The sequence below is a fragment of the Pseudomonas sp. HMSC063H08 genome (assembly GCF_001813645.1).
GTDB classification, from domain to species: domain Bacteria; phylum Pseudomonadota; class Gammaproteobacteria; order Pseudomonadales; family Pseudomonadaceae; genus Pseudomonas; species Pseudomonas aeruginosa.
Map to the genome: position 1 here is coordinate 1 of NZ_KV813393.1, position 25,599 is coordinate 25,599.

General features: G+C 63.4%; 32 protein-coding genes. 3 read left to right on the forward strand and 29 right to left on the reverse strand.

The annotated features are described in order from the left end of the window. On the forward strand, positions 1-453 hold a 453-nt coding region (locus HMPREF2924_RS08215), incomplete at its 5' end, for a cbb3-type cytochrome c oxidase subunit I (protein WP_177344129.1). A gap of 83 nt (positions 454-536) precedes the next feature. Continuing rightward, positions 537-779, forward strand: a complete 243-nt coding sequence (locus tag HMPREF2924_RS08220; protein ID WP_003093468.1) for a hypothetical protein — start codon at positions 537-539, stop codon at positions 777-779. A gap of 15 nt (positions 780-794) precedes the next feature. On the opposite strand, the gene hpaR is transcribed toward HMPREF2924_RS08220, so the two are convergent. Both hpaR and HMPREF2924_RS08230 read right to left on the reverse strand, forming a co-directional pair. Next, positions 795-1,217, reverse strand: a complete 423-nt coding sequence (gene hpaR / locus HMPREF2924_RS08225) for a homoprotocatechuate degradation operon regulator HpaR (protein ID WP_003093470.1) — start codon at positions 1,215-1,217, stop codon at positions 795-797. A gap of 85 nt (positions 1,218-1,302) precedes the next feature. Next, the gene (locus HMPREF2924_RS08230; RefSeq protein WP_003093473.1) at positions 1,303-2,511 is read right to left on the reverse strand and encodes a Bcr/CflA family multidrug efflux MFS transporter; all 1,209 of its coding nucleotides are present in this window, start codon (positions 2,509-2,511) and stop codon (positions 1,303-1,305) included. Positions 2,512-2,876: 365 nt separating this feature from the next. On the opposite strand from HMPREF2924_RS08230, the gene HMPREF2924_RS08235 reads away from it, so the two are divergent. Beyond that, the gene (locus tag HMPREF2924_RS08235; protein ID WP_003093475.1) at positions 2,877-4,133 is read left to right on the forward strand and encodes an OprD family porin; all 1,257 of its coding nucleotides are present in this window, start codon (positions 2,877-2,879) and stop codon (positions 4,131-4,133) included. Between the two features lie 28 nt (positions 4,134-4,161). Here HMPREF2924_RS08235 and tyrS read toward each other — a convergent pair whose 3' ends face one another. The 27 genes from tyrS to HMPREF2924_RS08365 all read right to left on the reverse strand — a co-directional run bounded on the left by tyrS (position 4,162) and on the right by HMPREF2924_RS08365 (position 25,592). After that, positions 4,162-5,400, reverse strand: coding sequence for a tyrosine--tRNA ligase (gene tyrS, locus HMPREF2924_RS08240; RefSeq protein WP_003132273.1), 1,239 nt, complete (start codon positions 5,398-5,400; stop codon positions 4,162-4,164). Between the two features lie 195 nt (positions 5,401-5,595). Then, positions 5,596-5,829, reverse strand: a complete 234-nt coding sequence (locus HMPREF2924_RS08245; RefSeq protein ID WP_003119067.1) for a hypothetical protein — start codon at positions 5,827-5,829, stop codon at positions 5,596-5,598. Continuing rightward, on the reverse strand, positions 5,826-6,128 hold the full coding sequence (locus tag HMPREF2924_RS08250) for a hypothetical protein (RefSeq protein ID WP_023124666.1): 303 nt from the start codon (positions 6,126-6,128) through the stop codon (positions 5,826-5,828). Before HMPREF2924_RS08250 ends, HMPREF2924_RS08245 begins: the two co-directional genes overlap by 4 nt. Further along, entirely contained in the window at positions 6,128-6,691 is a 564-nt protein-coding gene (locus HMPREF2924_RS36370) for a hypothetical protein (RefSeq protein ID WP_003159085.1), read from the reverse strand. Before HMPREF2924_RS36370 ends, HMPREF2924_RS08250 begins: the two co-directional genes overlap by 1 nt. Beyond that, positions 6,684-6,965, reverse strand: a complete 282-nt coding sequence (locus HMPREF2924_RS08260) for a hypothetical protein (protein WP_003159084.1) — start codon at positions 6,963-6,965, stop codon at positions 6,684-6,686. Before HMPREF2924_RS08260 ends, HMPREF2924_RS36370 begins: the two co-directional genes overlap by 8 nt. Beyond that, positions 6,965-7,525 (reverse strand): hypothetical protein, encoded by a 561-nt coding sequence (locus HMPREF2924_RS08265; RefSeq protein WP_023124665.1) that lies wholly within the window; start codon positions 7,523-7,525, stop codon positions 6,965-6,967. The genes HMPREF2924_RS08260 and HMPREF2924_RS08265 overlap by 1 nt, the downstream gene beginning before the upstream one ends. 4 nt (positions 7,526-7,529) lie before the next feature. After that, a complete protein-coding gene (locus HMPREF2924_RS08270; RefSeq protein ID WP_023103657.1) occupies positions 7,530-7,721 on the reverse strand; it encodes a hypothetical protein in 192 nt (63 codons plus the stop codon). Next, a complete protein-coding gene (locus HMPREF2924_RS08275) occupies positions 7,714-8,301 on the reverse strand; it encodes a hypothetical protein (RefSeq protein WP_070700446.1) in 588 nt (195 codons plus the stop codon). The genes HMPREF2924_RS08270 and HMPREF2924_RS08275 overlap by 8 nt, the downstream gene beginning before the upstream one ends. Positions 8,302-8,323: 22 nt before the next feature. Further along, positions 8,324-9,649: a hypothetical protein gene (locus HMPREF2924_RS08280; RefSeq protein WP_223198359.1), complete on the reverse strand. Its 1,326-nt coding sequence runs from the start codon at positions 9,647-9,649 to the stop codon at positions 8,324-8,326. A gap of 160 nt (positions 9,650-9,809) precedes the next feature. After that, positions 9,810-10,232, reverse strand: a complete 423-nt coding sequence (locus HMPREF2924_RS08285) for a hypothetical protein (protein WP_031630436.1) — start codon at positions 10,230-10,232, stop codon at positions 9,810-9,812. Positions 10,233-10,242: 10 nt separating this feature from the next. Further along, on the reverse strand, positions 10,243-10,788 hold the full coding sequence (locus tag HMPREF2924_RS08290) for a hypothetical protein (protein WP_023092530.1): 546 nt from the start codon (positions 10,786-10,788) through the stop codon (positions 10,243-10,245). After that, positions 10,788-11,198: a hypothetical protein gene (locus tag HMPREF2924_RS08295; RefSeq protein ID WP_023103823.1), complete on the reverse strand. Its 411-nt coding sequence runs from the start codon at positions 11,196-11,198 to the stop codon at positions 10,788-10,790. The genes HMPREF2924_RS08290 and HMPREF2924_RS08295 overlap by 1 nt, the downstream gene beginning before the upstream one ends. Before the next feature lie 2 nt (positions 11,199-11,200). After that, positions 11,201-12,898 carry a hypothetical protein gene (locus HMPREF2924_RS08300; protein ID WP_070700449.1) on the reverse strand — a complete coding sequence of 566 codons (1,698 nt, stop codon included), beginning with the start codon at positions 12,896-12,898 and terminating at the stop codon, positions 11,201-11,203. Next, entirely contained in the window at positions 12,898-13,419 is a 522-nt protein-coding gene (locus HMPREF2924_RS08305) for a hypothetical protein (protein WP_003159076.1), read from the reverse strand. Before HMPREF2924_RS08305 ends, HMPREF2924_RS08300 begins: the two co-directional genes overlap by 1 nt. A gap of 39 nt (positions 13,420-13,458) precedes the next feature. Continuing rightward, positions 13,459-15,942, reverse strand: coding sequence for a tape measure protein (locus HMPREF2924_RS08310; protein WP_070700452.1), 2,484 nt, complete (start codon positions 15,940-15,942; stop codon positions 13,459-13,461). A 102-nt stretch (positions 15,943-16,044) separates the two neighbouring features. Beyond that, positions 16,045-16,347 carry a hypothetical protein gene (locus HMPREF2924_RS08315; RefSeq protein ID WP_003129708.1) on the reverse strand — a complete coding sequence of 101 codons (303 nt, stop codon included), beginning with the start codon at positions 16,345-16,347 and terminating at the stop codon, positions 16,045-16,047. 57 nt (positions 16,348-16,404) lie between these two features. Beyond that, a complete protein-coding gene (locus HMPREF2924_RS34125; RefSeq protein ID WP_071534551.1) occupies positions 16,405-16,932 on the reverse strand; it encodes a DUF4124 domain-containing protein in 528 nt (175 codons plus the stop codon). 144 nt (positions 16,933-17,076) lie between these two features. Continuing rightward, the gene (locus tag HMPREF2924_RS08320) at positions 17,077-17,829 is read right to left on the reverse strand and encodes a phage tail tube protein (protein WP_003129705.1); all 753 of its coding nucleotides are present in this window, start codon (positions 17,827-17,829) and stop codon (positions 17,077-17,079) included. Position 17,830: 1 nt separating this feature from the next. Further along, the gene (locus HMPREF2924_RS08325) at positions 17,831-18,025 is read right to left on the reverse strand and encodes a DUF7210 family protein (protein ID WP_003129703.1); all 195 of its coding nucleotides are present in this window, start codon (positions 18,023-18,025) and stop codon (positions 17,831-17,833) included. 3 nt (positions 18,026-18,028) lie between these two features. Next, a complete protein-coding gene (locus HMPREF2924_RS08330) occupies positions 18,029-18,499 on the reverse strand; it encodes a hypothetical protein (protein ID WP_003159074.1) in 471 nt (156 codons plus the stop codon). Beyond that, positions 18,496-18,825 carry a hypothetical protein gene (locus tag HMPREF2924_RS08335; protein WP_003159073.1) on the reverse strand — a complete coding sequence of 110 codons (330 nt, stop codon included), beginning with the start codon at positions 18,823-18,825 and terminating at the stop codon, positions 18,496-18,498. Before HMPREF2924_RS08335 ends, HMPREF2924_RS08330 begins: the two co-directional genes overlap by 4 nt. Further along, positions 18,822-19,139 carry a DUF2190 family protein gene (locus HMPREF2924_RS08340; protein WP_003129701.1) on the reverse strand — a complete coding sequence of 106 codons (318 nt, stop codon included), beginning with the start codon at positions 19,137-19,139 and terminating at the stop codon, positions 18,822-18,824. The genes HMPREF2924_RS08335 and HMPREF2924_RS08340 overlap by 4 nt, the downstream gene beginning before the upstream one ends. Positions 19,140-19,205: 66 nt before the next feature. Then, positions 19,206-21,287 carry a ClpP-like prohead protease/major capsid protein fusion protein gene (locus tag HMPREF2924_RS08345; RefSeq protein ID WP_023103828.1) on the reverse strand — a complete coding sequence of 694 codons (2,082 nt, stop codon included), beginning with the start codon at positions 21,285-21,287 and terminating at the stop codon, positions 19,206-19,208. Beyond that, on the reverse strand, positions 21,259-22,905 hold the full coding sequence (locus tag HMPREF2924_RS08350; RefSeq protein ID WP_021205303.1) for a phage portal protein: 1,647 nt from the start codon (positions 22,903-22,905) through the stop codon (positions 21,259-21,261). The genes HMPREF2924_RS08345 and HMPREF2924_RS08350 overlap by 29 nt, the downstream gene beginning before the upstream one ends. After that, positions 22,905-23,120, reverse strand: coding sequence for a hypothetical protein (locus HMPREF2924_RS08355; protein WP_003159069.1), 216 nt, complete (start codon positions 23,118-23,120; stop codon positions 22,905-22,907). The genes HMPREF2924_RS08350 and HMPREF2924_RS08355 overlap by 1 nt, the downstream gene beginning before the upstream one ends. After that, positions 23,111-25,075: a phage terminase large subunit family protein gene (locus tag HMPREF2924_RS08360; RefSeq protein ID WP_023103829.1), complete on the reverse strand. Its 1,965-nt coding sequence runs from the start codon at positions 25,073-25,075 to the stop codon at positions 23,111-23,113. The genes HMPREF2924_RS08355 and HMPREF2924_RS08360 overlap by 10 nt, the downstream gene beginning before the upstream one ends. After that, entirely contained in the window at positions 25,047-25,592 is a 546-nt protein-coding gene (locus tag HMPREF2924_RS08365; protein WP_003159067.1) for a terminase small subunit, read from the reverse strand. The genes HMPREF2924_RS08360 and HMPREF2924_RS08365 overlap by 29 nt, the downstream gene beginning before the upstream one ends. Positions 25,593-25,599 lie beyond the last annotated feature (7 nt).

Below are 25,599 nucleotides of genomic sequence, written 5' to 3' on the forward strand. Positions count from 1 at the left end.
CCGATGATGGCGATCAAGACCGTCAACGCCCTTTCCCACTACACCGACTGGACCATCGGCCACGTCCACGCCGGCGCCCTCGGCTGGGTCGCGATGATCACCATCGGCTCGCTCTACCACCTGATTCCCAAGGTCTACGGGGTCGAGAAGATGCACAGCGTCGGCCTGATCAACGCGCACTTCTGGCTGGCCACCATCGGCACCGTGCTGTACATCGCCTCGATGTGGGTCAACGGCATCACCCAGGGCCTGATGTGGCGCGCGGTCAACGAGGACGGCACGCTGACCTACTCCTTCGTCGAGTCGCTGGTGGCCAGCCATCCGGGCTTCATCGTGCGCCTGGTCGGTGGCGGGTTCTTCCTCACCGGCATGCTGCTGATGAGCTACAACACCTGGCGCACGGTACGCCAGGCGCGCCCGGAAGGAATCCTCGCGGCGGCCCGCATGGCCTGAGCCGCGACAGCGCGTCCCTTCCCTTCCCGAGCCTCGCCCGCCACGCTGCGGGCAAGGCTCGACAGCCGACGAGGAGAATCATCATGGAATTCAGCTGGAGCGAGATCCTGCTGGAGCTGCTGGCGGTCGCCGTGCTGTTCTTCGGCGTGCATTGGAGCCTGCGCCACGCCAAGACCCTGGACCAGGCGAGCATGCTGCCGTTCGCCGACGACGAGGAGGTGGCCCGCCGGGTCGAGCGGGAAACCGGCAGGAGCCGCACCGGCTGCGGCTGTCCCGGTCGCTGCCAGGGCGACTGCCGGCACTGGGACAAGAATTGGCCGGCATGACGCCGGCCAGTCGCTTCAGGGCTTTATCTTCTTCAGCTCGTTGAGCAGTTCCAGCAACTGCGCGAGCTTTTCCTCGCCGAACCGCTCCTGGATGCGCTGGTAGTTCTTCTCCATGTCGCCGCTCATGGAGACGAAGCACTGCTGGCCCTTTTCCGTCAGGTTCACGTAGACCCGCCGCTGGTCCTTGGGCGCCTTCCAGCGCCGGACGATGCCGTCGCGCTCCAGGCGCGCCAGCACGCCGGTCATGCTCGGGCGCAGGATGCAGGCCTGGTTGGCCAACTGGTAGCTCTCCATCTCGCCCTGCTGGCGCAGGATGCGGATCACCCGCCACTGCTGCTCGGTGAGGCCGTGCTGGTTGAGGGAGGGGCGGAAGAAACTCATCGCGGCTTCGCGAGCCTGCAACAGGGTCAGGGTCAGGGAGGGTCTTGGCGTTGACATAGGGTCCGAGCTTGGATGACTGGTTTCGAAAGTGCAGAAGAGTAGCGGAAAAAACACAGGCTGCATGCGGGTATGCAGAAGGAAATCAACGGTTTCCGCCGTGCAGGGCCAAGCCCAGCGCGAGCAGGCTGCCGACGCCGCAGACGGCCATCACCAGCGCCATCGGCAGCACGCCGGGCAGCGCCAGCCAGCCGACCGCCAGGCTGGCCAGGCAGCCGAGGCCGAACTGCCCGGACACCGCCACCGCCGAAGCCGCCCCGGCCTGTCCGGGATACAACGCCAGCAGGCTGGCGATGCAGTTGGCGCCGAGCAGGCCGGTGACGCTGACGAAGCACAGCAGCCCGGGCACCAGCGCCCACAACCCGCCCCGCTCGCCGAGCGCCGCATAGCCGAGGAGGAACAGCCCGGACACGCAGGCCAGCAGGCTGCCGGCCCGCAGCAGCGGCCGCGGACCGTGGCGGCGCACCAGGCGCGCGCTGCACCAGGTGGCGAGCATCACGCCGAGGATGTTCAGGCCGAAGAACCAGCCGAAGCGCTCCGCGCGCACGCCGAAATGCTCGATGAACACGAAGGGCGCGGCGCTGATGTAGGCGAACATCCCGGCGAACGCCAGCCCCATGCACAGCACGTAGCCCAGCGCGCGACGGTCGCCGAGCAGCCGCCCATAGGCGAGAAAGGCCTGGGCCAGGCTGCCGCCGCGGCGCTCCGGCGGGTGGCTTTCGGCGACCCGCCAGACCGCCAGCAGGCAGAGCCCGGCGAACAGCGCCAGGACCACGAACAACGCGCGCCAGCCGGCCCAGAGCATCAGGTAGCCGCCGAGCAGCGGCGCGGCAAGCGGTGCCAGCATGGTCACCATGTGCATCAATGCCAGCATCCGGGCGGCCTCGCCCAACGGATAGAGGTCGCGCACCATGGCCCGCGCCAGCACCGACGCGGCGCCGCCGCCGAGGGCCTGGAGCACCCTCAGCAGGACCAGTTGCCCCGCGCTGTCGGCCAGCGCGCAGGCCAGGCTGCTGAACAGGTACAAGGCGATACCGGCCAGCAGCACCGGGCGCCGGCCGAAACGGTCGGACAAGGGGCCGTAGAACAGCATGCCGACGCAGAAGCCGACCAGGAAGCCGCTGATGCTCCGCTGCACCTGGGCATCGCTGGCGCCGAGATCGGCGGCGATCGCCGGCAGGCTCGGCAGGTACATGTCGATCGACAGCGGGCCGAATGCCACCAGCGCCGACAACAGCAGCAACAGGCGTCGTTCGCCGCTTCCGAGCTGAATCCTCGATGCACTCGCAGGCACGCTCGCACTCCTCTTCTTCGCCTTTCGGTCCAGACGACACCGCCGTGCATGCGGATGCAAGTTCGCCGTCCGGGAAATCCCCACGACGCGACCTCGTTCACCCTGGCAGCGCGCGGGGCCTGGCTCCTTTCGCGGGCCGACAACGTTAACAGATTAACCAAATGCGCAGAAGGCGAAAGATTCCAGGCCGACCTCGCTCTCCAGCGCCGTACCCTCCATGATCGGCAAGCATTGAAAGGGACAGAAGCTAGCGAAGCTTCCGGGAGGATCGCCAATACTTCATTAACAAGTTAACAATATGCTAAAACTCACCGTGCAATCGGCGTCACCCATACCTACAAGAACAACAACCAAGGGAAGAATCGATGATCACGGCATGCCCCCGCCCGTGCGCCTGGCGCAGCTATGCGCTTGGCCTCGGCCTCCTGCCCCTCGCCGCGCAAGCGGAATTCCTCGCGGACAGCAGCGCCCACCTCGACCTCCGCAACTTCTACCAGTTGCGCGACTACCGCCAGCACGATGCGCCCCAATCGCAGGCCGGCAACTGGTCGCAGGGCTTCGTCCTGCGCCTGCAATCCGGTTTCACCGACGGCCCGCTCGGCTTCGGCCTGGACGCTACCGGGCTGCTCGGCGTCAAGCTCGACTCGGGACGCGGGCGTAGCAACGATGGCACGCTGCCGTTCGGAGCGAATTCGAAGGAGCCGGTGGACGACTACAGTCACCTCGGCCTGACCGCCAAGCTGCGCTATTCGCAGACCCAGCTACAGGTCGGCATCCTCATGCCGCAACTGCCGGTGGCGTTTCGCGACGACGTGCGCCTGTTGCCGCAGACCTTCGACGGCGCGCTGCTGACCTCCAGCGAGATCGAGGGTCTCACCCTCACCGCGGGGCAATTGTGGAAGTCGCGCACCCGCGAGTCGGCCGGCAGCGACGACATGTACATCATGGGCCGCGACAAGGCCCACGCCAGCGACGAGTTCAATCTCGCCGGCGCGACCTACGCCTTCACCCCTCGGCTCAGCGCCAGCTATTACTACGGCCAGCTCAAGGACATCTACCAGCAGCACTATCTCGGCCTGCTGCACACCCTGCCGCTGGGCGAAGGGCTGTCGCTGCGCAGCGACCTACGCTACTTCGACAGCGGCGAAGACGGCGCGGCGATCTCCGGGCCGGTGGACAATCGCAACCTCAACGCCATGCTCACCCTGCGCGCCGGCGCCCACGCCTTCGGCATCGGTGTCCAGAAGATGATCGGCAACGACGCCTTTCCGGTGCTCAACGGCTACACCACGCCCTACGTGGCCAACCTCATGGCCTACCAGACCTTCACCCGGCCGCAGGAGAAATCCTGGCAACTGCGCTACGACTACGACTTCGCCGGCCTCGGCCTGCCCGGCCTGAACCTCATGACCCGCTATGTACAGGGCCGCGACATCGACCGCGGCGCCGGCCGCGCCGACGACAGCGAATGGGAGCGCAACACCGACCTGTCCTACGTGATCCAGAGCGGACCGCTGAAGAGCGTCGCCTTGAAATGGCGCAACATCACCTACCGCAGCCGCTACGGTGCGGACCTGGACGAGAACCGCTTCATCGTCAATTACACGCTGAAGCTCTGGTGAAGCGCGGCCCCTTGGGGCCGCAGGCACCTCAATCCTCGAGTCGCAGTTGCAAATGCTGCTTCTTGCCCAGGCTCAGGCGCAGCCCGTCGACCTCGCCCGCCAGCGGCGCGTCCGGATCGCTGACCGGCGTGCCGTCCAGGCGCAGGCCGCCGCCGCCGGCGAGGCGGCGGACCGCGCTGCGGGAGGGCTGGATCGCGTGCTCCAGCAGCAGGTCGGTCAGCGACAGTCCCTGCGCCAGGCGCGCGCGGGATAGCTTCATCACCGGCAGGCCGCTGTCCCGCGTACCGTCGGCGAACACCCCGCGCGCGGCATCGGCGGCGGATCGCGCGGCGTGCTCGCCGTGCGCCAGGGCGGTGGCGGCATTGGCCAGGACCACCTTCGCTTCGTTCAGCTCGGCGCCCTGCAAGGCGCCCAGGCGGCGCACCTCATCCATCGGCAGTTCGCTGAACAGGGCGAGGAAGCGACCGACGTCGCGATCGTCGCAGTTGCGCCAGAACTGCCAGAAGTCGAACGGCGCCAGGCGCTCGGCGTTGAGCCATACCGCACCCTGCGCCGACTTGCCCATCTTGCGCCCGTCGCTGGTGGCCAGCAGCGGCATGGTCAGGCCGAACAGTTGGGCGCCGCCCTGGCGTCGCGACAGCTCCACGCCGTTGATGATGTTCGCCCACTGGTCGGCGCCGCCGAGTTGCAGGGTGCAGCCGCGCCGGCGCGACAGTTCGACGAAGTCGTAGGCCTGCAGCAGGGTGTAGCCGAACTCGAGGAACGACAGCGAATGCTCGCGGTCCAGGCGCTGCCTGATGGCGTCGAAGGTCAGCAAGCGGTTGATCGAGAAGTGCCGGCCGACCCGGTCGAGGAACTCCAGATAGCCGACGCCGTCCAGCCATTCGGCGTTGTTCACCAGGCTGTCGTCGTGCAGTTCGACGTAGCGCGAGAAAACCCGGGCGATGCCGTCGATGTTGGCCTGGATCTGCGCCTCGGTGAGGATCGGCCGGCTCGAATCGCGGAAGCTCGGATCGCCGATCCGGGTGGTCGCGCCACCGATCAGCAGCAACGGGCGGTGCCCGCCCTTCTGTAGCCAGCGCATCAGCATCAGGCCCTGCAGGTGGCCGACGTGCAGGCTGTCGGCGGTGGCGTCGAAGCCCAGGTAGGCGGTTGCCGGACCGGCGGCCAGGTGCGCGGCGAGGCCGTCGCGGTCGGAGCACTGGTGGACGAAGCCACGCTCTTCGAGCAGGGCGATCAGGTCTTGCTGATGGGTCGGGACGGACACGGGTATCTCCTTTGGCACGGTGGATGCCCGAGGAGACAGGTTGGGAGGGAGTTCACCGGGCAGCAACCATAGCCATATATATCAATGAGTTAGGAAGAATATATTTCCGCACCAGAAAATCAAAACAGGGTTTGCAGACGAGCAAAACCAGGGGGTATGGTTTCTGATGCGGAAACTATTTTTGACGGACGCGCCCTAATCAGCCTCCGGCAACGGATACCTGGCCTTGATCTCCTCGACCTTGGCGACCCAAGCAGAGTAGTCCGGTTCCACGCCGGCCTTGATAGCGTCGAACTCGGCCTCGGTCTTGAGCGGGTCACTCTCCAGGCGGTAGGCATTTGCCCGCGCCGCGGCTGCGGCATCGTACTCAGCCTGCCAGCGTTCTTGCGCCTGCTGTTCAGCGGTCTTTACCTGGCTCCAGTCGATCATCGCGGTAACTCCACCGGGCCGTCGGCCTCGATCAGCAACGGTTCAGGGAAGCAAGCGGCGGCACTGGCATCGACGGCAAGCGGGAACCGCAGGATCAGCTCCAACCGGCCGGCACGTCGCAGTACGGGACCAGCGAACCACTCCGACCTGATAGCCTCGGCCGGCAACTCGCCGCCCTCCGGGAGCGGAGCGAAGTCGAACGCCTGGCCGTTCACGGTGAGTACATCGCCAGCCCTGCTCAGTGACAGGCGCTCGTCGCGTCGCGGCAGCGGAGCAAACGGTGACAACTTGATGATCATCAGAACCACCTCCCCACAACCATAATGCTCAACCCGTTGGTGCCAAGGTCTTCATTCAAGTAGAAAGTAACTTGGTCCCCGCCCATGTAGCCGCCCCTAACCCCCGCCGCAGCCGATGGCCAGCCGCTGAACGGTATCCAGTTGACGATGAGGCTATATGAGGATCCTCCGATGAACTCAGCCGCCAACTGCACTGTGTTGGGCCCTGCTTGGTAGTTGCTACCAGACCCCGTGATTTGGCGTATGCAAATCTGAGTTCCATCTGCAAACCGAACGAATTCGCCGTTTGCGTTGCTACCACGTTGAATCACCGCCCCTGTCGGTATTCCGCTCGACTGCGAAACGGCGCCGAGAATGCTGTCTCGCGAGTACAAAGCCCCAGTTGAACCCAGGGCAGCTCTAATTGCAGCACTCCCAAGCCCAAGGGACGTGCGCGCGCCAGCGGCAGTTGCAGCGCCTGTGCCGCCAAGCGCAACCGGCACCGTGTCGCCGTCGGCGAACTCGCGGAGACTGCCGTAGCCGTTGCCGTCGGCCTGGAGTTTCGTCGGGCGTATATCAGCCATTGAACAGCACCTGTAGGTTGAGAGTTGCGCCGCCGGCGGTATAGGCCGGCAATTGGCCGTCAGGGTTCATCGTGAGCCGAAGCATGGAACCATCGGCGAGATACCCAGGAACAGCCGCGGGGATGCGGACGTTCATCGGGTATGCCACCACGACGCCCGCGCCGTTGGTCACGAACTGGTCGTATCCGGTGCTGCGCCGGACGAAGTAGATCGCGTTCGGCTCCAGCACCGCAGGCAACTGCGCGACGACCTTGTGGGTCTGGAGCGCAGCCATTACCAGGCCGTCCCATTCCACTCGGCCGGGATCGGCTGGCCGTTGAAGCGCACCAGGCCCGACTCCTCACCAAACTTGTCCAGCGTCGACTTGTTCGCGTGCGTGTGCGCCTGGGAAACGGCAGTGTCGATCTGCGCCGGCGTCGACGTCGGGCGCCCGTTGATCGCGTCCCAGTTGAGCTCGACGTCCATCGACTCATACTCGGCCACCTTCAGCCAGGCGCTGGTCGCAGGGTTCCATGCGTACAGCGCAGCTCCGGATTCGACTGTAGGGTCCGCGCTCGCATCCTGAACCAGGACGAAGATTGCGCCCTCAGGCTCCAGGGCGTCGCGCGCGGCGATATCCACAACGAACAGGATCGGCGCGCCGGTGCCGGGCAGGCTGGCCAACGCCTCGTTGATCAGCGCATTGATCATCGCGCTGTTGCCGATCGAGCGCGCCACACCCGCCGAGTTCGTCAAATACGATTCGGCGAAGTTGCTGTTCTCCACGAAGTAGAAGCTGTCCGGCTCCAGCGTACCCGGCAGGGTCGCCACTTTGAAAAATCGAATCTGGGCCATTTCATCACCAATCAGTCGCGCCCCATTGGGCACCGTCTACGCCATCCCTCCCGGGAGGCCCTTGGTCACCCGCAACAACCACAAGCACATCTGCCGGCGGCGTCACTGTGACCGCGTATTCCTGCATCTCGCTGAGCACAAGCGGCTCGCAATCAACATCGATCGCCAGCGCCCAGGGCTCGGCGGCGTCATCCATCGCACCCTCCCCCGCGGCTCACACTGATCGGCCCGCTGTAGTAGCGGTGGACCGTGCCATCCGGGTATGTCACGTCCACGTCGTAGACCGCCGCCGACCATTCCAGCGCCGCGGTAGCCGATGCCGATATCTCGCGCGAGATCGTTCCGGCGCCAGCGAACTCCAGGCCAGAGCCGAGCGACAGCGTCAGCAGCACCGTCCCGCCTGGCTCGGCGCGGATCTGCATCCGCACCTCGGCGCCAGTGAGGTCAACCGGTGGCTGGTAGATCAGTTGCCCGCCAACAGGCGCCAGCCCAACGGCTGACAGCAAGTTGATCTCGATCGTGTCGTCGTCGATGGACGCGACCCGGTGAGGCAGTTGCCGAAGCCGAGCGCGGTTCAGTTCGGACATGCCCTGGACGCCATCGATCCAGGCCAGCCACGTGCCAGGCAATCCGTGCCCAGGGATGGTCAGTCGGACGGGAGCGGTCGGCGCGATCTGAGTGATCGGCCGGTAGACAAGGCTCGGTTGCATGATCCGCATCGTGTCGCGGAACGTCGCCCCGCGCTCCACGCGCAGGGGTACACAGGCCGGCGTCATGCGGCGTCTCCTTTGGAGGAAATCAAACGTAGGAATAGAAGGCGTTCGGGTCGTTGCGTATAGCGTCGCCGGTGAGAGGGTTGTAAGAGCCCTTACCCCACGCCTCAAGCTGGACGGCAGAGAAGCCCCCAACATCCACGTCACTCTGACTTGTGCCGTGCACGCCATGAGGGGTGAATGCCGCGCCTGCAAATCGATATCGCTCATCAGGCGTGCCTACTGCGCTATGCCGGACTGCAACGATACCGAGCAGCTTGTTCGAGTACCTCTGGACAGGCCATGCGTACTGCACACCGAACGACGACAGGTGCCCATCCAGCCCTTGAGAAAATAGCTGGATGCGAGAGCTCCAGTTCAAACCGCGTGCATATGTGTCGCCCACATCTGGCGTGTATATGTACTGATCACTCAAAGTCACGCTCTGCGAGCCAGTGCCAACAGTCTGCCCATCAATGCTATCGGTGATGAGCGCAGTCCCAGGACCGCCAGTCCCGAAAATTGACCCCGACTGCACAACGGTATTGTGAAGAGTTACGGTCGCCTCCCCTGCCTCCGACCGCAGTGTATATACAACTGTCATATCGTCGGTCTGACTGAACGCAACGTGATCACCTGCAGCACTTGCGGCGCGCTGTATAGCTGAGACCAGATCGACCCCTATCCGCACGAACTCCAAGCCACCGGACATTCCGTACCAAGCCGTGGCAATCGCTTCAGCTTGCAGGCTAGCAGTCCAGCCTCCCTGGAGTACGCGTGTATCGACCGGTATTCCAGGGGGATCGCTTGTTCCTGAAACGTAGGAGCCGCTCGCACTGTCCCACCAGAACCGCGTATGAGTATTCGGGTCAACGTCTGGCTTACTGCTGGACAACGTTGCAAACTGAACCTGGCTCCATGTAGCCACGACAACCAACTCAGCTTTGAATCCGGCCGCTCCGCTTGCGCTAATGCGCACCTCCACCATGCCGCCGGCAATCACCGAGCCGTCAACAGTTTCTTGATAGTCGACGCGGAATACTCGGCGCGTTCCGTCGTGATTTACATCTAGGACTTGAAATGACATACCTGCTGGCTGGACGGGGATACCCAGTGCAGCAGGCGCGATAGCGTTGCTTGTGATCTGCCCAATGAATCCCGTTACACCATCCCGAACAGAGCAGGTTGCGGATGCTGTTCCGAGAAATGAATTGAACGTAACCTCAACCCCGCAACGGACGGTGTAACCACGGATGAATGCCGGCTGGAGTGATACCCCTCCGTATGCCTCGGCTAATCCGGTTCCGCGCATGATCGCTCGGTTGAGCCAGCGCTCGTCAGGATCCTCGGTTTCAACGTTCGGAACAGGCATCCCTACATTCCAGAGCGCAGTATCGTTTGCTGTCCTGACCGCAGGCATCTTCATCGTGCGCCCGCTTGGTAACGTCAAGGTCGAATCAACGGCGTTGATTGGTTGTCGTATTAGGCCGTGCCATGGCCACCCCCACACCTGCGGAGCTTCATCGAGCGGGCTATTGGGAAACATCGTTCGCGTACTCCATCACCACTTCTGCGCCTGACGCGTCGGTCATGACGATCTTCTTCACGCTGCGATACCGGAGCCACGCCAAGCCATCGCTGGTGGGGATTGTCTGCAGTTCGTAGTATTCGCGCTGGCCGGCATCCTCCTCGATCAAGGGACTAGCAATACCGCCGCCACCGCCGATCTGCTTCCCGACAGGGTTGTAGTCAGCCCGTCCGCGCTTTGCATCCAGAGCCCCGCGCGGATCGATTTTCCGCAGCGACCGCGCCTGGCGCTCCGGCTCGATCAGCCGGTTGAGTGCCGCGGTCAAGCCCTGGTCGCCACGCCGCTCCGCTTCAACCCGTTGGCCGCCGGCGCGGCGGATCGCTTCATTCCTCGCGCCGAGGCTGCGGCGCTCATCTGAAAGAGCCATACGCTATCTCCTACGCGTTCAGCACATCGCTGAACACCAGCATCGACAGGGTGAGTTCGTCAGCATCGAAATAGATGCGCGCCCACACCTCGCCGTTGAGGTCATTTGCATTGATCACGAACCCATACGACTCCTGCGCCGCCCACTGCCTGGAGGTGCCCACGATCGACATACCTCCGGGCAATTCACCCGACGTAACCCTGATTTGCAGTTGTTGCCCGCTCGGAGCCCAGGTTCTGATGTTCAGGTCGAACTGTCGGGATGTGCTGGGATCGATTCCAATTGCGGCGGTGCCAAGCTCGGGAATTGCGAACAGACGGGCATCAACAAATGAGTGTTGAGGCCCGAGGAGGAACTGGCCGTCGGTATTGACATGCAGCACCTCGCTCGGAGCGCTGCCACCGCCACTACCCAGCTTCACCCAATCGGCACCGCTCGCGGTGCCCTTCGCCAGGTATAGCGCGCCGTTGTTCGTGTTCACGTAGTGAGCACCGATGCTTGGTGGCGGGTCGAGCGGCTCCCCGGCGCCGGACAGGACGTGCGTAACAGTTGCCATCAAATGTTCTCCATGATCAGGTTGTTGCCGGCGTCGTCGACCAGCGTTGCGCCGGTTTCGTCGACAAGGGTGCCGCCAGACGCCCCGGACTCCAGAGCCTGGATGCGCGCCTGGAGCGTCATGAGGTCGCCGGCCGTGACGGCGGCATAGATCGCCGTTCCCGCCGGCCAGTTGCCGTCGGAGGTTCCTTCCTGGGCGCGCTCGATCGTCACCACCCCACCGGCGCGGGTGGTTGCTTTCACGATTTCATGCTGCGCACCGGCGTCATCTGCGAGCGTCAACAGCACCCAGCTTCCTCCGGATAGCGGCAGCAGCGCGGCGGCAGCATCAGGCACCGTCAGGCTTAACGCGCCAGGCGAAAGGCCGGCGCTCAGCGTCGTCTTCCAGTTGTTGATCCAAGCTCTCGCCATCGCTACATCTCCAATAGGTCGTCAGGCACGGACACCCGGTAAGTGGCTGCAAGCTCCGGCGAATGCTCGTCCCTGTAGGTCTCCGGAATATCTTTTGCAGTCAACGAGAAGCGCCGCGGGAACAGTTCGGCGCCGGGATCGCGATTGCTCCAGTTGCCCGAGAAACCATCCGCCTCATCGTCATACGCGGGACTTCCGTTTCGCCCCCCGAGTTGCGTCGAGAGCTGGCCGCCGCCCGACGGCGGGCTGACGGGATCGGGCGAGCCAGCCGGCGGAACAAGGGGGTCTGCTGCGCCACCGCCGCCTCGCATCACCGCGATAGAGATCGTGGTCAGGGCGCTTCCGGATGCAAGATCGAGCCGGTCGACAATGCGTCGACACTTGCCCACCGCGCGCGCGCCCTGATCATCTAGTCGGATCGTATGCACCAGGTCGATCGGTAGAACCATGCTGGTGGGCACGTCCCACGTCACAGTCGTCCCGCGGTGTGCGGAGATGAGCGTCGTTGCTCCCTGAGCGAGCAGGCAGTTCAGCGCAGCCAATCGCCGGCTGTCGTCCTTTTCATCGCTATGGCCTGTGTTGCCGCCCGTGATGGGGTCGCTTTCCCAGCGCTCGGCCCTGTCCGACTCGATCTCGAACGAGGCACGCTGCCGACCAACAATCGGACCGGTCGCCGCAACGCTCGGCTGAACCTCCATGACCAACCGATAGCGCTCGGTAACGGACTGCACCCAGCGCCGGCCAGCAATCCAATTTCCGCCGAGCAGCAGCTCGGCGAAGTTGTTGCCCCATGCCGCCGGCGGATTGCAGTAGACGCCCGTGGGCGGCAGTGGATACCAGGTCGCATAGAACAACGTCTGACCGCTGCTCTCGGTCGCCGAGGTGATCATCTCGACATCAGGTAACTCGGTGTCATCGCCGCGCCAGTTGCAAAACCCTGCCTCGCCGACCGCGTTCCCTGTGCCGGGGTGCTGCCAACCATACGAGGCGTTGAGCTGCCAGAGCCGGCTGAATCGGTAGTCGCACTCGATCTCGACCCTGTTCGTCTGCGAACTCAGGTCGGCCAGCTCGACTGCAAGCGTTCCGTACACCGTAGAGCCTGGGCCGAACTCGAAGGCAGGCGCCACAGCAAGCCATGATGTGACGCGGAGAGCACCATATGGCGAGCAGTCCAAGCTCCCGGTGACGCTGGTCAAACGCTCCTGGGCGTAGTCCCACCGCGAGCGTCCATCGACCGGCTCGAACACATCTGCGGACCAGGCGCCGGCGACCAGGGCGTCTACGGCCGCAATCTCCATGGCCTCTACACGCTGCTGCAACTGGTCCGTGCAACTGATGTCCAGGACGCGCCGAACAGGATTCCAGGCTGGCTGTGTAACTCTCCCCGTAAACCGTCGCCCCTGACTCAGTTCACCCGCGGTCTCCGTTGCGTAGTCGATGGTTACGGTACGACCGATCCAGTCCGTAGGGACAACAGGTCCGTCGCCGAGATAGATCGAAAAGGACGCGACGCCAGCCGCCCCCTCTTCACGATCGACCTCGATCTCCCCGGTCAGGAGCGGCGTAACGTCGTCATCGCCAACGCGCACGATTGGGCGCCATGTGAAAGCGTAGCCAGGGATGATCGGCTCAGGACCAGGCACAGCGGAGTGAGCGGCCGAGTTCAGCGCAGCGCTATTGAGCGGTCCACCGTTGAGCATCAGATTTCCTCAGCGACAATTTGCCAGGTCCGGCTGTTGTTCGAAGAATCAAGCGCTTCAGGAGGGATGGATGCGAAGACGTGGAACAGCGGCCACCACTCGACGCGGTAGAGTTGCGCGCCTGGGATCTCCGACACAGTTACCACCTGGCCGACGGACGACACGTCCGTTCTGACCCACTCACGACCGACCAGCGCCAGCCCCCACGGACTGGCATCGGGGCGAACCTCTCCAGGGATTGTGAATACTCGGTCGACGGCAGTGCGGCCGGAAATGCCAAGCGACGCATTGCATCGCAGCTCCAACGGGTTGTCGAAGTCGAGTCCAAGCATCCCCGTGCCGATCCATCCTGAACCGCTGATGGTGATCGCTGTCTTGCGCCAGTGCGTCATCTGTACTGCCGCACCTCCGCTGAGCCTCAATCGCTCGACGCCGCCATCTACAGCTTGGTACTGACACTGAGGGGCGCCGCCGTGTATCACGATCGGTACGCCCCCCAGCATCACGTTCGGAATGATCATTCCCAACTCCATAAAAAAGCCCGCGCTTGGCGGGCTCGGTCATTTTGGGCGTGTCCGCCCGAACTTCGAGGCGGCCTTGCGTATATCTCGGAGCGTGTCGTGTGTCCCGAAAACGGTGAAACCGGCATCGTCCCCACCCAGGTTGAGGGTCAGCGAGCCCAGGTTTTGCATGGCTGCCGACGGATTCGCCTGCTGAAGCGTCGCGGTCGGAATCTCGGGTATCTCGGGGAGAGTTCGTTGATACCTCTGCGACATCTGCAGCGACTGCACCGCGTTGAAGATGCGCTCTCCTCCGCGCATCATCATCAACTCCGGCCCACGCTCCCCAACCCACGCCATGCCAGGGGGGGCGCTCTGCGTACCAGTGGCAAACCCGGGTATCTTGGGGGTGATGCTGGGCACGCCCGGCAAGCCCATCTCCGGAGGCGGAACCAGCGTGATAGGTATCACGAGCTGCTCAGCCAGTCCGGCGGCGATGTCGGCGACCTGCTGCTTCAAGGTCTCCGCGCTTTCGAAGTCCATTCCGAACGATACCTCGACGTTTTGCACAGCCGCGATGCGCTCCTCGAGGTCGGCCAGGTTCAGGCGGTTGACGTCATCCGCAGCCTTGGCATTACCAGCCTCGACCTCTGCGGCCTTGTTGGCGATGCGCTCCACCTCCTTGGCCACGCCTTCGAAGCCGTAGCTGTTCGCGCCAGCGTCCTTCAGTTGCTGAAGGATCTGAAGCGCGCGGCGAGCCTCCTCGATCGCCTTTTGGTTGTTGCCAGCGGTCAGGGCGTTGCGAGCCGAGGCCTGGGCCGCAGTGGCATCACCGAAGGTCTGCGTTCCGGAGGTGGGCGTCTCCTGGATGCCCTTCACCAGATCGGCAAACTCCTTGCGGACATCTGCCTGCCGCGAAAGCGCGTCGTTGAGGTTCTTGGTGGACTGCTCAAGGAGGGCCTTGGTCCGAACAACCTCAGACTGGAGATCGGCGACGTTCTGTTCCCGAGCCCGCTTCAGAGCATCGTTCTGGCGCTTCACGATCTGCTCTTGTCGAGCCTTCTCGGCGGCGAGGGTGGCTGTGAGGCTGCCCTCCCCCTTTTTTACCAGCGTATTCGCCGTGTTGATTCCCTTCGCAACATCGTTCAACTGGTTCGCAACCCAGTCGACGACGCCTGTTTCCTTCGCGCGACGCCCCCAGTATTTCTGGGTTTCGGAAAAGATCCGGTTCAGCCCCGCACCAATCTCCGGGGCAAACGACGCCATCTCCTCGCGGAGCTTCGGCAGTTCCTTCCGCAACGCGATAACGATCTGCTCCGAGGTCAGTTCACCGGCGGCAGCCATCTCGCGAAGCCGGCCGACAGTCACTCCGAAGGAGTCCGCCAGGGCGCCAGCAATGCGATCCGAGGACTCCAGAACGGTATTGAACTCTTCGCCCCGCAGAACACCACTGGCGATGGCCTGGGAGAACTGGGTAATGACCGAGGCCGACTCCTCGGCAGATGCCCCACCGATTTTCAGGCCGAGCGACACCGCCTCTACGGTTTCGAGGGCGGCTCGCTGATCCATGCCCGCATCCCGAAGCGGGCGCTGCAACCGCGAATAAAGGCCGATGAGGTCGCCGACATCGCCCTGGACATCATCAGCGATACGGTCGAGTTCGATCTGCGCGGTGTTGAACTCTTCCTGCGAGCGGGTTGCCAGGCGAAGCCTGGAATCAAGCCGGCCAACAGTGTCGGCCCCGTTCGCAAGCTTCGCCGTTGCAGCGCCTACCGCGGCGGCGAGACCTGCAACCGCCAGTGCCGGGCCGCTCCCGCGGAGAGAGCCGATGCTCGACAGCCGCGAGCCGGCACCAAGCGAGTTGAGTTCGCTCTTGGTCTCCGCGATCTGCTTCTTGAGCGCCCGCTGCGCAACGGCAAGCTCCCTTGTGGATAGCGTTCCGCTGGACCGAAGCAAGCGATATTGCTGGTTCAACTGCCCGATGGCAGCCTGCAGTTCGCGCACCCTGGCTACTCCCAGGGTGCTACGCGCTTGCTCCAAGTTGTAGCGGCGCTGCTCGATCGCGCTCTGCTTGATCGCTGCGGTCTGTTGCCGGAGGCTGGTGGTGGCCGCATCATTCCGGCCAGCCTGGAGGTTTCGATCCAGCTCCCGCTGGAGCCGCTGCCGTTCGGATGTCAGGCTCCTCGTATCCAGCCCGGCCTGCTTCAACTCCCGGCGCATCGCGGAAAGCCGAGCTATCTGGACCGTCTCTGCCCGCTCCAGGCTTCGCAAGTCCGAAATGGAGTCCCGGTAAGCCTGCTGCAATTCGCGGCTCGGCCTGATCGTCGATGCCAGTTCGTTGCCGAGCGTGCGGATCTGCTCGCGCGCCGAGCGCGCCTGGCGTTGCGTGTCCTCAAGGGTGCTTTCGAGAGCAGTGAAATCGTTTAAACGCTTGAGAGGTTGCGCGACTTGCCTGACCAGTTCGGCATATTCCTTGCGGAAACCTGACACCTCGCGCAGCGCATCATCGAGGTCAGCAGTCAGCCGGATCTTTACGTCAGCCATTTCATTCAGCCTTCAGCGCGGTCAAGAACAGCGACCAGGGATATTCAAGGACTTGGTGATGCCCAAGCCTCACCAGAACGCAAATGGCGCGCTCCAAACTCCTCAAGGCTTGTCGCGGAGTTTCGTGAGACGGCCCAGCATTCCGAAAAAATGCGGGTTCACCTCTTTGCATGCATCCAGCAACTTGGCGAGTTGGCTCGGCCGGAGATCGTTAATTTGGCTCTCCGTAACCGATGTCATCAGGCAAAGATCGGACAGCCTGATATCTTCGAAGAGGACATTGCTGACGAGGTCTTGATCACTGACCTCCTGCATTAGCTTCCGAACATCCGAAACACTCAGTTCGCGGACGATCACTTCCACCTCGCCAACTTTCACAACCTTGCTTGCGGTCATCTCGGACATTTCAATCCTCCAGAAAGCACAAACCCCGCCGAAGCGGGGCTGGTTAGAATTTTGGGGTCAGTTCTTATGGCCCGACTGATAGGAGCCTCGCACACATCCATCTCGGTCAAAAGAAACCGTAGTCTGGTCAACATACTTGTCATTCCAGTAGGTGACAGCACCCGCGCCGGCGGTACTGCCGTTGCGGTTCACCTTCCCGTAGATGCTTTCCACATCCTCCCTGGACATTCCAGGGACGACCTTGCCCTGGACCTTGGCCTTGCGAAGGTCACGCTCAGACAACCCTGTGGAACACGTAGGGCTTGGCGACGAACCACCGACGACGGTCACTCCGCTGCCGCCCTGATGGCTACCTCTATAGGTACGGCCTGATGGCTGCTTGGGCTTAGCCATGACAGCCGAAGCACCTGACCCGCTTGGACGCTGGTTGGTGGCGGAGACCACATCGTCCAGGGATTGGTTTTCTGGGCAATTCTGCTGGGTAAAAGTGACTTTTCCGTCAGGGCCGACACACTTGAAGACCGTCGCCGCATGGACAGAACTGACCGCAAGAAGCAAAGCGAGAACGGGGAAAATCCGTTTCATAGCGACTCTCCATAGGAACTGCTTCACACTCTAGCACCGCCGCGCCAACACCAAAACCCAGGGCCTAGTTGGGTTTTGATAGCCCAAATGTCAGATCGGAGTCAGGGATTGCTCGCCCGGCGTCCCTGCCGGGCATGAATGGCGTCACACCGTCGCCAGTTCCTTCTTGATGTTGAAATACTTCGACTTTCCAGCGCCGACCTTAGTCGGGTCCATCAGCACCTTAGCAGTGGCCTCGGCAGCGAGGAAGTCTTCGGTATTGAGCCAGTCCTGTTGGCTCGACGGGTTCAGGCGGCACCGGAAATAGCGCGCCTGGATACGGCGCTGGGTACCGGCTGCGTTCTCACCCTCGAAGAGGCATTCGAACGTCTTGCCGCTGTTGGTCAGCGCTTCGATCACATCAACGGTGGCGGACTTGTAAGTCACCTTGATCGGCGTGGCCGCAGAGATCGCACCCCCTTCAACGATTTCGATACCGGCGCCGGTCATGTTCCAGTCGTCGAACTCTTCGTAGGTCGTGGTGCCGTCATCACTCTTCACGCTGGTGATCTCCAGCGGCATGAAGTCGAGCGCGATCGTGCCTCCTGGAACGGCGGTGTGCGCTTCGTCGGTGTGGGTGGCAGAAGGAACATTGGTGGCGTCCCCCCACACCAAGGCAGCCAGGATGCTGGTCTTGAGCTCGCGGAAGTTGATCGACAAACCGACCGAAGTGATGCGCGAAACGGCATCGTACTCACCGCCCTGCGGGGTGGTGGTATCCGGCAAAGTGATCTCGTTGGTCTCGATGGTCTGCTGGATAGTGGACACCAGGCCAGCGAACTGGAAGGGGGTGGTAGCGCCGGACTCGCGGATCTTGAAGGGTCCGCCGATCACATACGTCTCTTTCTCGATAGCCATATCAGGCCTCCTTCTTGATCACGCCTTCGCGGCGCAGGAATTCAACCTGGTCAGGGCTGACGTTGATCTTGTCGCCGGCCGCCTTCTCCTTGCCCTGGTGCCAATGCACCTTGGCCAGGGTGACCTCGACGGCCTTGTTCAGCGCAGCCGGCGGCGCGGCGTCGACCGCGGCCGGCACCTGGGGATCGCTCTTCATGGGTTACGCCTCGATGATGGTTTTCAGATAGACAGGGATTCGAATCACAGCAGCGGCCACTCCATCACCCGGCGGGTACGGCTCAGGCGCCCCCAACGTCAGCCCGGTAATGCCGCGCTCTCGGGGCAGCCAACGCAGGAAATGCCCCTTGGGGGCAGGCATCAGGCACGCCAGAAGATCTAGCTGCAGGTCCTCCAGAGCCTCCGCATAGTGGTCATACCCGCCGCGCACCGCGCCTACCACGTCGAAGCCGCGATGAAAGCGAACGCCAGCGTCGAGATGCTCCGGCGGCTGCTCCTTGCCCGGCTGAACGACGATCAGCGGAAAGCCCTCATGCCGCTCCTTGACCAGCTCGTTAAACCACCCAGAGAGCACGCGAGTGCCCGCGTCCGTCCGGTATCCCTGGTTTGGCGTGATGGTTTGCAAGCGCGCCAGCAAGGCCAAGCGGCCGATCGTGAGCACGTTCGGCTTCATGCTTCCTCCTCGATCGTTGCTGCCGTCAGCAACCAACCGTCGTTCGCAATGAGCTTTTCGACGAGATAGCGCGACGACCCGATAACGAAGAGGTCGCCACGCGATGCCGTGGGAACATCCTTCGCCAGCCAACTGATCCCAACCTTGTCCGTGATGAAAACCCCATCAGGCCCGTCGTAACTGAGGTTTCGATCGACCTGCAGAGGTATCCCCTTGATCGGGGGGCGACCGATGCCGCGGAACTCGCCCACGGCATCAGATAACCGCTCTTGCCCACGCTCGTGGAGCCGTTGGATCAGCCGGCCAAAACGGCCCGGCGCGCTCATTGTTGGATCAGCATCGCCGACGCGAAGCCGTCAACGGTGGGCTCGGTGATCTTGCCGAACGCCACCGAGTCGGCAGTGGCAGCAGCTACCAGCTCCCCATCGAGCACGCTGCACTTGGCACCCTGGGTCAGGCCAGCGGCAGCAGGCAGGCTCCAGACGCCGCCAGTTTTTCCGGCGAACGGCTCGCCCGCGGCGGCATCTACCAGCGGCACCACCACCAGGTCTCCGATCACCGCAGGTACGCCGGACTGAACGCCGCCAGCGGGCGCAATGAGAGTCAGGACGTTGCCGTCCTCCACATAGTTCTTCGCCATGGTTGATTCTCCTAATGGCAGAAACAGAAAGCCCCGCTAGGTGCGGGGCTCGGGAGTTGGCGCCGATCAGGCACCGTTGGATTTCTGCAGCCCGCGGAAGTCCAGCGGCGCCACGCCAGCGTCGATGCGCACCTTGCTGGCCACGCCGTCGACAGTGAAGCCTTCCTGTTGCTCCAGGTACGGGGTATCGACGCCGTCCAGGTAGGCCACTTCGATGGTGTCAGAGCCTTTCTTGGCAGCCATGTACCAGGCGGTCGCCGAGGCATCGTCCAGGCGCGGCTCGCCGATCACCTGCGCGAATGCGCGAATCGGGTTAACGATGCCGCTATTGACGTCGGCGCCCGGCACGGACTCGGAGTTGATGATCTGGTTGGCCTTGTCCTCGAGTGCCACCGGAGTCAGAACGAAGCCCGGACGGATGTTCAGGGTGCGCCCCTTGCCCTTCTCTACCTGGGCTTTCTGGGTGGCCATCTGGGTCTTGGCCTTGCTCAGGCTGTCGATGGAAAGCGCCGAAGCCGCGCCAGTGAGCAGGTTGCTGTGGTCGGCATGGAACAGGGCCTTGCCATCGCTCATCGCCGGGTTACCGGTCAGAACCGCATAGACCAGGTCGCCGATGGTGGCCTTGGCCGCCTGGCCCAGCTTGAACGGGATATCCGAGAGCATCTGCAGGTCGTCGTTGATGATCGCCTGACGGGTGATGCTGAACAGCTCTCCGTAGGTAGCCAGGATGATCTGCTCGCCGCGCTCGCCAAGGGTGACGTACTTGTACTCGGCGCCCTCACGCACCTGACGCAGCGAGGAAAACTCGCCCAGCCCGACGCGGCGCGCCGGCTTGAAGTCAGTGAGAATGCCGGGCTTGGTCCACAGCGGGAAGGTTTCTTCGGCCTCTTCCCAGCCCGCCAGCACCGACTTGTTGGCGACGTCCAGAAGGATCAGGCCGAAGTCGCTGGAAGTGTGGGTGAAGGCCAAGCCGACCATTTGCGGGGCGTTGAGCGAGGCCACGCCGATCCCGCGATCGACCAGCGAGGCACGGGCCAGTTCGCGGAGCGTCATGCCGTTGTAGGCGTTATCGGCCTGGCGCTCGCCGCGACCGATGCGGGCCAGCACGCTCGCGCGCACCGAGTCGCCCACCAGGTTGCCGTTGCCGGCATGGATGTGGGCGCCAGCGCCAGGGGTGGCGGCCGGCTTGGTATCGGCGCCAATGGCAGCCAGCAGCTTCTCGCGTGCCTGGTCGACGGTGATGGTCATGTCGTTCAGGCAGGTGGCGAGCAGTTCGGCGTGGCCGCTGGCAAACGCGCCGAAGGCAGCAGTGATTGCGCTGCGGCGACCAGATTCCTCGGCGAGGATCCGGGCGCGAATATCGGCCTCGGTTGGGGCGGCGGCCACGGGAGCCGCCGGCGCGGCCGGTGCCGGAGTCGGCGCGGGAGTGTTGGTCGGCGCGGCGGGGGTCTGGGCGCGCGGGGCCAGTAGAGTTTTCAGAGCTTCGGGCATGTGGGCGAACTCCTGCATGCGTTTGGAGGAAAGGTGAGCGGCCGCTTGCAGCGGCTCAGTGAGCTGGTCGGCGAAACCGGCAGCGACGGCCTCTCGGCCATTCATCCAGGTCTCCTCCTTGAGGAGCGCCTTGATGTCGTCGGAGGACTTCCCGGTCTTGTTGGCGTAGGCCATGACCAGGGTGTCCTCGACCTTGTCGAGCAGTTCGGCATAGCGGCGCATGTCGTCCGCATCGCCGCCCTGGATGCCCCAGGGCTTATGCACCATCATCATGGCGTTCTCGGGCATGTAGATGGTGTCGCCGGCCATGGCGATGACCGAGGCCATCGAGGCCGCCAAGCCATCGATGTACACGTCGACGCTGGCCGGGTGGTTGCGCAGCAGGTTATAGATCGCCGTCCCCTCGAAGACATCGCCGCCCGGGGAGTGGATGTGCAGGTTGATCTTGTTCAGGTCGCCCATTGCCTTGAGGTCTCGAGCGAACTGCAGCGCGGTGATGCCCCAGACGCCGATCTCGTCGTACAACAGCACCTCGGCGACGCCGCGACCGGCAGCCTTAATGCTGTACCAGGACTCATGCGGGGCGTTGGCCTCAGTCAACGCCGCCGCCATCGGCAGCATCAGGATTTTATGGATCAGGGTTTGATGGCTGCCCATCGGCGCCTCCATTGTTGCTCTCGTTGGGGAAATCCGGCCCAGGCACGGGTAGGCCGGCGCCGTATCTGTTGACGAGCCCGCGAGCCTCGTCGGCGGTAAGCATCTTCCCGACGCCCAGGTACACCTTCTGCACCGCCTCAACCGGGTCCATCCCGGACTTGACCAGTTGGTGGTAGGCATCCGAACTGAAGACCAGGCCGGCTGCCCGGTTCGCCTTGATCTCCGTCTCACGCGACTTCTTCAGCTCGCGCGGATCTCGACCACGAGCGCGGGCAACTTCCGCCTCATCGGCGAAGCCGGCCTTGACCAGCAACTCCCATGCGTTGGCCTCATGCATCGGGTTAATCCATGGCATGACCGGCCCCTGGTAGACCGCCGCGTAGAGAGTGCGGTGATCAACGTCGGCGGGCAGGCGCTCCTTCCGAGCCAACAGGTACATCTGCAGCCAGGACCGATAGACAGGCCGGCACCAGTAGTCGATGAACTCGTGCTGCAACAGGTCGTAGCCCAGCCAGCCCTCGACCAGTTCCTGGCGCTGTGCCGAGTAGGTGCCGTCGTAGGCCCTGGACACCGAGGAGTAGGTGCTGCGAGTGCCAGCGCCGATCATCCGCAGTTGGCCGTTGCGGAAACCTTCAAGGAAGGGGTTCGGCCGGTTGCTCTCGATCATCCCGACGTCTTCACCTGGCTCGAGGTCGTCGAAGACCATGCCGGGGGCGATGGGGATCGTTCGGTTCTTCCGGTCCTTCCCGGGCTCCACCGTGTAGCTGTCGGGGTTGCCCTTCTTGATATACATCGCCAGGGCAGCACTGATGCGCGCCGCCACCCGCTCGCTCTCCTCGTAGTCCTTCAAGTCGGCAAGGCGGATCAGCACTGCGTGCAACATCGGCACGCCTCGGTTCTGGCCGATCCGCTTGCGGTAGGCGATGTGGATGATCCGTTCCGCTTCGACGCGCTTCACCGCCAGGCTGCCGCCCAGCGTCTGCAGGTTGCCGGGGTGATCCTTGAGCAGGTGATAGGCCCTTTTCCGGCGCCAGGTGTCACGCTCGATACCCTGGACAATGCCTTTCGACAGGTTGTTGTAGCTGAAGGGCAAGTAGTCGGGCTCCAGCAGCTCCAGGGCAAAAGGCACCGACGTGGCGAACGTGTAGTTCGGGACTCGGCCCATCAACTTCTGCGCCAAGCCCTCGCCATCGCGCAACCAAGTGCGGCACATCAGCCGCTCTACCTGGGGCCGCGTCAGCTCACCAGAGGTCTCCGGCGAGAGTGACCACTCGGCCCACGCACTGCGGATTTCCATGGCCAACTCGGCATGCACCGAGCCATCCAGGCGCAGCGGCAGCGGTTCCACGCCGATGCCACTACCGCCCACCACCCTCTCCTCTAGGCGATCGAGCAAGCCGGTAACCAGATCGTGATCTTCGTCCAGTTTCCGGCACTGCTCTCGCATGGAGACCGCAGACTTCTGTAGCGAGGTGTCGGCGCCCAGCGGTTGACGCTTGGCCTTGTGGGTTCGCCCTGGCCTGGCAGCCTCATACGCCTGGATTGCCTCGCGGGCGGCCAGGCGCCGAGCCACCAGGTCGGGGGCCCAGGGTTTCAGTAGACGATCGATCAGGTTCATCAGCAGAACTCCGCCAGCGCCGGGCCTGGACGGCGACCGGCGGCGCGGTCCCGATCTGCCGCCGCGCGGCGCTCCCACTCCCGGCGTCCGGCGCGGATCTTCTCGATATCCTCCATGGTGTGGGTGCGTCCGTTGAAGATCACCGTCCGCCCTTCCAGCACGGCGGCCTCGGCCTCCAGGTATTTGTCGAGCATCTGCTGCGCTGTCAGAGCCATGGTCCGCTTCCAGTGTTGAGCCAGCCCTGAGAGGTGCTGGCATGGTTTTCGTTCGAGGGTTGCTGTTGGGCGACCTGCTCCGGCACGGGATCAACGCGCGCTCGCTCAAGTTGGTCGAGATCGAGGCCGAAGCGCTGCTGGCTGATGCGCAGCGCGGCAAGGGCGTACACGAAGCAATCCAGCGCCTCGTTTCGGCGCCCGCCGGAATCCCAGCGCAGGACGCGGACACCCTTCGCCATCACCGGCTTCTTCTTCTCGGCAGTGATCTGCTTCAGTTCGTCCTCGTCACAGATGTCGCTGTCGATCGGGAAGTGCACACAGCCAGGGGTCGGTTGCCACGGAATGGGTACATCAATACGCAGACGGCTGTAGATCAGCTCCTTCGCGTTGTCGGTGCCCAGTTCGGTCTTGTAGACCTTGCGCTTGCGTCGCTTCGGGAAGTTGGCGATTGGCTTGCCGTATGTACTGGCTCCGAAGGTCGGAACCACCCAGTGCACGCCATGCTTGACGCTCTCGGCCTCTACCTCATCGGCATAGTGGCCGCCGGCATCCCAGCACCAACGCTCGACATGCATTGGAACGCCGTCAGCCCGAGTGAACTGCCGGTGGATCTCCAAGCCGACCTTACGCCGTAATTCCTCACTGGCCGGATCGCCGGTCAGAATGAAACGGTGAACAAGCCATGCCTCCTCGCCAAGACCGAAAGCCCAAACGCGGCCCTCGTAGCGGTCATCCTGGGTGTCGATTCCACCCATCAGGACAAGCGCTTGCGGCGGCACCTTCGGGTAGTTCTCGCGGCGGGCATAGAGCGTCTGCCACTCCACGCGGTCGCCCTGCTCCTCTTCCCACACCTCGCCGCGCGTGGTGTTGATGAAGGTAATCAGCTTCTCGCGGTCGCCCTTGACCTTGAGCCACTCGTCAACCAACGACACCCAGGTCGTCCAGGTGCTGTAGATCGCCCAGCAGTAGAAGCTGACCGAGCGCGGCGTGCGGATCGGCTCGTTGTCTGGGCCGAACCAGTCGATGCTGTCGCGCGTCCAGATGCCGGTCTCGTCGCAGATCCAGCGGCCTTTAGCCTGGGCCACCACCATGTCGCGGTGTTCAAAACAGGCTGCACAGTGCTCGCAGACGTACCAGGCGCGCTCGGCCTCACCCAGCTCGTTCTTTTCCCACTTCAGGCCGAACTCACAATCCTTTCCGCCAAACTTCAGGTGCTGCTCCCGCTGACAGTGAGGGCAAGCAATATGCAGGCGCAGCCGGTGCGGAGACTCTTCCGCCGCCTTAGTGATCTGGCAACTGCCAGCGACCCCAGGCGTAGACCCCCGGATAGACTTCGGGTAGACCGCACCGTCCAGGCGCTTGTCACCTAGGAATGTCGGCGAACCTTCGCCCTCGACGTCGGCGTCGAACTTCGACAGTTCGTCGTAGATCACCTCGTCGGGCGACTTCTCCCGGTAGTTCCGGGAGGCCTTGCCACCGCGGATCCAGAGGTTGCGGCGGTTCGCGAACACCTTGTTGTCCAAGGTGTTGTCGCTGTGCTTCCGACCGAACCAGGGCGCCAGTTCCAGCATGACCGGCACGTCGCGGATCAGGCCATTGACGTGGCTCTTGCTGATGTCCTCGGCGTCCGGGTCGGTCGGACTCCACATCATCACGTTGCGGCGCTTGTGCTGGATCTTGTAGCCGATGTTGGCCAGCAACAGCTTCGTATAACCGATCCGGGCCGACTTCACGAAGTTGACCACTCGAATCAGGTCGTTGCCCATCGCGTTCAGGATCGCGATCTGGAAGGGTGCAGTCTTCCAGCGGCCCTCGTTGTAAGAGGACTCGGCCGACATGTAGAAATGCTTGTCGGCCCACTCCACCGCCGTCATCGGCGGCTCTTTGAACATTCCCTGCAAACCCAGCTTGACCGCAGTGCGCAGATCACTGATCCAGGGTTGCAAGGTACTCATCAAGGATTCCCGGGATGTCGTCGCTGAACTCAGCGGAAAGGTTTCGCGCCAAGGCGATCTCCCGCTCGAAGGACTCCATCACCAAGGGATCAGCATCCGGGTGGCGGCGACTGACCGTTTTGCAGACGGTCTCCAGCGCCGAGCCAATCTTGGCGGCGATCTTCGCCAAGGCGAAAGTGGCGAACGGGACCGGGACCAGGAGCTTGTCCTGGATCTGGTTCTTCTGCTCTTGGGCGTAGGCCTGGGCCTTGGTGAGCCGGAGTCGCTCCTGTGTCAGCTTGGCTTCAGCGTAGGGATCGAGACCTTCCGGTAGCTCCCCCTCAGGTTGTTGTTTCCGAGCGGCGTGCTGGATGCGGTTTTCGACCACATCCGCCACCGTGTAGAAGGCCTCTCGACCTATTCGCTCGATTGGTTGAACGCCCCATTTATCAAAGGCTTGCGGAGAAATCCCGAGGCTCGCGGCCATCTCGGACTTGTTCAACCATCCGCGCTGTTTGGTTGTTTCGTTTTTGCTCATGACTAAA

Excerpts from the sequence above, each read along its gene's own strand:
- HMPREF2924_RS08220 (WP_003093468.1), top strand. The coding sequence starts at position 537 with ATGGAATTCAGCTGGAGCGAGATCCTGCTGGAGCTGCTGGCGGTCGCC.
- hpaR (WP_003093470.1), bottom strand. The coding sequence starts at position 1,217 with ATGTCAACGCCAAGACCCTCCCTGACCCTGACCCTGTTGCAGGCTCGC.
- HMPREF2924_RS08235 (WP_003093475.1), top strand. The coding sequence starts at position 2,877 with ATGATCACGGCATGCCCCCGCCCGTGCGCCTGGCGCAGCTATGCGCTT.
- HMPREF2924_RS08245 (WP_003119067.1), bottom strand. The coding sequence starts at position 5,829 with ATGATCGACTGGAGCCAGGTAAAGACCGCTGAACAGCAGGCGCAAGAA.
- HMPREF2924_RS08250 (WP_023124666.1), bottom strand. The coding sequence starts at position 6,128 with ATGATCATCAAGTTGTCACCGTTTGCTCCGCTGCCGCGACGCGACGAG.
- HMPREF2924_RS36370 (WP_003159085.1), bottom strand. The coding sequence starts at position 6,691 with ATGGCTGATATACGCCCGACGAAACTCCAGGCCGACGGCAACGGCTAC.
- HMPREF2924_RS08260 (WP_003159084.1), bottom strand. The coding sequence starts at position 6,965 with ATGGCTGCGCTCCAGACCCACAAGGTCGTCGCGCAGTTGCCTGCGGTG.
- HMPREF2924_RS08265 (WP_023124665.1), bottom strand. The coding sequence starts at position 7,525 with ATGGCCCAGATTCGATTTTTCAAAGTGGCGACCCTGCCGGGTACGCTG.
- HMPREF2924_RS08270 (WP_023103657.1), bottom strand. The coding sequence starts at position 7,721 with ATGGATGACGCCGCCGAGCCCTGGGCGCTGGCGATCGATGTTGATTGC.
- HMPREF2924_RS08275 (WP_070700446.1), bottom strand. The coding sequence starts at position 8,301 with ATGACGCCGGCCTGTGTACCCCTGCGCGTGGAGCGCGGGGCGACGTTC.
- HMPREF2924_RS08280 (WP_223198359.1), bottom strand. The coding sequence starts at position 9,649 with ATGCCTGTTCCGAACGTTGAAACCGAGGATCCTGACGAGCGCTGGCTC.
- HMPREF2924_RS08285 (WP_031630436.1), bottom strand. The coding sequence starts at position 10,232 with ATGGCTCTTTCAGATGAGCGCCGCAGCCTCGGCGCGAGGAATGAAGCG.
- HMPREF2924_RS08290 (WP_023092530.1), bottom strand. The coding sequence starts at position 10,788 with ATGGCAACTGTTACGCACGTCCTGTCCGGCGCCGGGGAGCCGCTCGAC.
- HMPREF2924_RS08295 (WP_023103823.1), bottom strand. The coding sequence starts at position 11,198 with ATGGCGAGAGCTTGGATCAACAACTGGAAGACGACGCTGAGCGCCGGC.
- HMPREF2924_RS08300 (WP_070700449.1), bottom strand. The coding sequence starts at position 12,898 with ATGCTCAACGGTGGACCGCTCAATAGCGCTGCGCTGAACTCGGCCGCT.
- HMPREF2924_RS08305 (WP_003159076.1), bottom strand. The coding sequence starts at position 13,419 with ATGATCATTCCGAACGTGATGCTGGGGGGCGTACCGATCGTGATACAC.
- HMPREF2924_RS08310 (WP_070700452.1), bottom strand. The coding sequence starts at position 15,942 with ATGGCTGACGTAAAGATCCGGCTGACTGCTGACCTCGATGATGCGCTG.
- HMPREF2924_RS08315 (WP_003129708.1), bottom strand. The coding sequence starts at position 16,347 with ATGTCCGAGATGACCGCAAGCAAGGTTGTGAAAGTTGGCGAGGTGGAA.
- HMPREF2924_RS34125 (WP_071534551.1), bottom strand. The coding sequence starts at position 16,932 with ATGAAACGGATTTTCCCCGTTCTCGCTTTGCTTCTTGCGGTCAGTTCT.
- HMPREF2924_RS08320 (WP_003129705.1), bottom strand. The coding sequence starts at position 17,829 with ATGGCTATCGAGAAAGAGACGTATGTGATCGGCGGACCCTTCAAGATC.
- HMPREF2924_RS08325 (WP_003129703.1), bottom strand. The coding sequence starts at position 18,025 with ATGAAGAGCGATCCCCAGGTGCCGGCCGCGGTCGACGCCGCGCCGCCG.
- HMPREF2924_RS08330 (WP_003159074.1), bottom strand. The coding sequence starts at position 18,499 with ATGAAGCCGAACGTGCTCACGATCGGCCGCTTGGCCTTGCTGGCGCGC.
- HMPREF2924_RS08335 (WP_003159073.1), bottom strand. The coding sequence starts at position 18,825 with ATGAGCGCGCCGGGCCGTTTTGGCCGGCTGATCCAACGGCTCCACGAG.
- HMPREF2924_RS08340 (WP_003129701.1), bottom strand. The coding sequence starts at position 19,139 with ATGGCGAAGAACTATGTGGAGGACGGCAACGTCCTGACTCTCATTGCG.
- HMPREF2924_RS08345 (WP_023103828.1), bottom strand. The coding sequence starts at position 21,287 with ATGGGCAGCCATCAAACCCTGATCCATAAAATCCTGATGCTGCCGATG.
- HMPREF2924_RS08350 (WP_021205303.1), bottom strand. The coding sequence starts at position 22,905 with ATGAACCTGATCGATCGTCTACTGAAACCCTGGGCCCCCGACCTGGTG.
- HMPREF2924_RS08355 (WP_003159069.1), bottom strand. The coding sequence starts at position 23,120 with ATGGCTCTGACAGCGCAGCAGATGCTCGACAAATACCTGGAGGCCGAG.
- HMPREF2924_RS08360 (WP_023103829.1), bottom strand. The coding sequence starts at position 25,075 with ATGAGTACCTTGCAACCCTGGATCAGTGATCTGCGCACTGCGGTCAAG.
- HMPREF2924_RS08365 (WP_003159067.1), bottom strand. The coding sequence starts at position 25,592 with ATGAGCAAAAACGAAACAACCAAACAGCGCGGATGGTTGAACAAGTCC.